The organism is Myxococcota bacterium (assembly GCA_035498015.1).
In the GTDB taxonomy this organism is placed as follows: domain Bacteria; phylum Myxococcota_A; class UBA9160; order SZUA-336; family SZUA-336; genus VGRW01.
Map to the genome: position 1 here is coordinate 1 of DATKAO010000172.1, position 3,352 is coordinate 3,352.

The 3,352-nt window shown below is 69.6% G+C and carries 4 protein-coding genes; 2 read left to right on the forward strand and 2 right to left on the reverse strand.

The annotated features are described in order from the left end of the window. Window positions 1-534 (forward strand): zinc-binding dehydrogenase (locus VMR86_15100; protein ID HTO08371.1); only part of this gene is annotated, 534 nt, incomplete at its 5' end. Next, on the forward strand, window positions 531-1,178 hold the full coding sequence (locus VMR86_15105; GenBank protein HTO08372.1) for a class I SAM-dependent methyltransferase: 648 nt from the start codon (window positions 531-533) through the stop codon (window positions 1,176-1,178). The genes VMR86_15100 and VMR86_15105, both read left to right, overlap by 4 nt. Here the strand turns inward: VMR86_15105 and VMR86_15110 are convergent. Together VMR86_15110 and VMR86_15115 are read right to left on the reverse strand one after the other, a co-directional pair. Next, on the reverse strand, window positions 1,175-1,930 hold the full coding sequence (locus VMR86_15110) for an SCO family protein (GenBank protein ID HTO08373.1): 756 nt from the start codon (window positions 1,928-1,930) through the stop codon (window positions 1,175-1,177). The two genes, VMR86_15105 and VMR86_15110, sit on opposite strands and share 4 nt — an antisense overlap. Window positions 1,931-1,992: 62 nt before the next feature. Next, entirely contained in the window at window positions 1,993-3,297 is a 1,305-nt protein-coding gene (locus tag VMR86_15115) for a glycine--tRNA ligase (GenBank protein ID HTO08374.1), read from the reverse strand. Window positions 3,298-3,352 lie beyond the last annotated feature (55 nt).

Consider the following 3,352-nt stretch of genomic DNA (forward strand, 5'->3'; position numbering starts at 1 on the left):
TTCGGCCTCGGCGGCATCGGGCTGTCGGTCGTGCAAGGCGCCGTCATGGCCGGTGCCGGCCGTATCATCGGCGTCGACACCAACCCGAAGAAGTTCGCGTTGGCGCGGCAGTTCGGGGCTACCGACTGTCTCGATCCGGCCGACGTTGCGAACGTTGCGGAGGCGGTCGTCGAGATGACCGGCGGCGGGGTTGATTTCTCCTTCGAGTGCATCGGTAACGTCGACGTGATGGGGCAGGCGCTGGCGTGCGCGCACAAGGGATGGGGACAATCGATCATCATCGGCGTGGCCGGCGCGGGCGAGGAGATCCACGCGCGTCCCTTCCTGCTGGTGACCGGCCGCAGCTGGCGCGGCACCGCGTTCGGCGGCTACAAGAGCCGCACCCACGTGCCCAGGCTCGTCGACCGCTACATGGCCGGCCGCATCAAGCTCGACGAGCTGGTGACTGCCGAGCTGCCGCTCGAGCGCATCAACGAGGCGTTCGACCGCATGCACGACGGCAGCGCGATCCGCACGGTGATCCGGTACGGATGAAGCCGGCGAACGATCCCACGATCGACTACCGAAAGCTCGTTCGCGACGGATACGACCACTGCTCCGCGGCCTTCGCCGAGGCGCGCAGCCGCGAGCCGGGCCACGAGCTCGAGCCGCTGCTCGCGCGGCTCGCTCCGGGCTCGCGCGTGCTCGACCTGGGCTGCGGCGCCGGCCTGCCGATCGCGGGAGCGCTGGCGCGCGCGCATCGAGTCACAGGGGTCGACTTCTCCGCCGAGCAGATCCGGCGCGCGCGCGCGAACGTGCCCGATGCCGAGTTTCTGCTCGCGGACGCCATGGCCGTCGACTTCCCGCCCGGCTCCTTCGACGCGGTCGTGTCGTTCTACGCGGTCTTCCACCTGCCGCGGGAGGAGCACGAGGAGCTGTTCCGCCGCATCGCGCGCTGGCTCGTGCCCGGTGGACATCTCCTGGCCAGCGTGACTCACTTCCGCGAGGCGCCCTACACCGAGGAGGATTTCTTCGGCGTGCGCATGTACTGGAGCAACTGGTCGCTGGACGACTACCGCGCCATGCTGGAGCGCCTGGGCTTCGAGCGGGTCGAAGTGCAGGTCCTGAGTCACGGCTACGACCCGTCGCAGGCGCGGCGCCCCGAGGCGCACCCGCTGCTGTTCGCGCGCAGGCGCTAGGGGAGCAGCTGCGCCAGATCCGCCAGGATCGCGCTCGACGGTCCCTCGAGCCCGAGATAGCGCTTGGCGATGCGCCCGTCGGGGCCGACCAGGAAGGTCGCGACCACGTGGTCGAGGCTGCCGTCGGGCTGGCGCACGGTGCCGATGCGCCAGGCGTCGAGCACCGACTGCACCGCCGCGGGCTCGCCGGTCAGGAACGACCAGTTGTCGAGCGCGGCGCCGCGGCTCAGCGCGTACGCGCGCATGCGCTCCGGTGAGTCGTAGGCGGGGTCGAGCGAGATGGAAGCGAAGCGCGTGCGCCGGGCGAGCTTCGGGTCGAGCTGCTTCTGCACCTCGACCAGGCGCGCGGTCTGGATCGGGCAGGGGCCGGGGCAACGCGTGAACACGAAGTCGACGAGCACCGCGTCGCCGCGCCAGTCGGAGAGCTTCGCGGGCCGGCCGTCCTGGTCGGTGAGCGCGAAGTCGGGCGCGGCTTCGGACTCGGCCAGCGGCAGTGCGGGCGCGGCGGCGCCCGCCGGCGCCGGGCTCAGGACCTTGAGTGACTCGATGCGCAGCAAGCTCTCGGTGCGGTGCAGCCGGAACTCGATGCGCGCGCCAGGGGCCACGCCGTCGAGAGACTGACCCTCCGCCACGTCGAAGCTCATCGTCATGGCGGGCATGAAGCCCGGGATCGGCTCGTGCGAGACCGTGAGCTGGCGCTCGGCCGGCGCGACCGACTGCACGAAGCCGGTCACCGTGTAGGTCTGGTCCACGCTGCTGCGCCCGCAGGCGCAGAGCCAGAGCGCCAGCGCGGCCGCCGCGAGCCGCGCGCGGCTCAGAAGCCGTTCACCCGCTCGGACAGGTACGCGCCCAGCTGCGCGGTGGCCACGCGCTCCTGCTGCGTGGTGTCGCGCTCGCGCACCGTCACCTTGTGGTCCTCGAGCGAGTCGAAGTCGAACGTGACGCAGAACGGTGTGCCGACCTCGTCCTGGCGGCGGTAGCGCTTGCCGATCGAGCCCGACACGTCGTAGTCGAGCGCGAAACGGCGGCGCAGGTCCGCGCCCAGCTTCTCGGCCGGCTCCGACAGCTTCTTCGACAACGGCAGGAGCGCCACCTTGGTCGGCGCGATCTGCGGCGTGAAGCGCAGCACCACGCGCTTCTCGCCCCCGACCTCGTCCTCGTCGTAGGCGCTCGACAACAGCGCCAGCAGCGTGCGGTCCACGCCCACCGAGGTCTCGATCACCGTCGGCGTGTAACGCTCCTTGGTGTCGGGGTCGGTGTACGACTGGTCCTTGCCCGAGTGCTCGCTGTGCTGGCGCAGGTCGAAGTCACCGCGATGGTGGATGCCCTCGAGCTCGTGCCAGCCGAACGGGAACTCGAACTCGACGTCGTAGGCCGCCTTGGCGTAGTGCGCGAGCTCGTCGGGGCCGTGCGGCTTCCAGCGCAGCTTCTTCTCGGCCAGCCCGATGCCGTGGTGCCAGCGCATGCGCACCTCGCGCCAGCGCTCGAACCAGTCCATGGCCTGGTTCGGGTGACAGAAGAACTCCAGCTCCATCTGCTCGAACTCGCGCGAGCGGAAGATGAAGTTGCGCGGCGTGATCTCGTTGCGGAACGCCTTGCCGACCTGTGCGATCCCGAACGGCGGGCGCATGCGCGCCGAAGTCATCACGCGTTTGAAGTCGAGGAAGATCGACTGACAGGTCTCGGCGCGCAGATACGCGTCGCCCGCGGTGTCGTCGCTCGCGCCGATGCGCGTCTTCAGCATCAGGTTGAACTGTCTCGGCTCGGTGAGGTCGTGTTTGCCGTCCTTCGCGACCGAGCAGCGGTCCTCGGGGTCGATCTGACCCGCGCGGAAGCGCCGCTTGCACAGCCGGCAGTCGACCATCGGATCGTGGAAGTTCGCGACGTGACCCGACGCGACCCAGGTCTCGGGGTTGGCGATGATCGACGAGTCGAGTCCGACCACGTCGTCGCGCTCGCGCACCATGGTCTGCCACCACGCGGCCTTGATGTTGGCGCGCAGCTCGACGCCCAGCGGTCCGTAGTCCCAGAAGCCGGCGATTCCGCCGTAGATCTCGCTGGAGGGGTAGATGAAGCCGCGGTTCAGGCAGAGCGCGACGATCTTCTCCATGAGATCCATAGGCGGGCGACTATCCCAACGGGGACTTTCGGTGTCAATCCGCGAGCTTCGACAA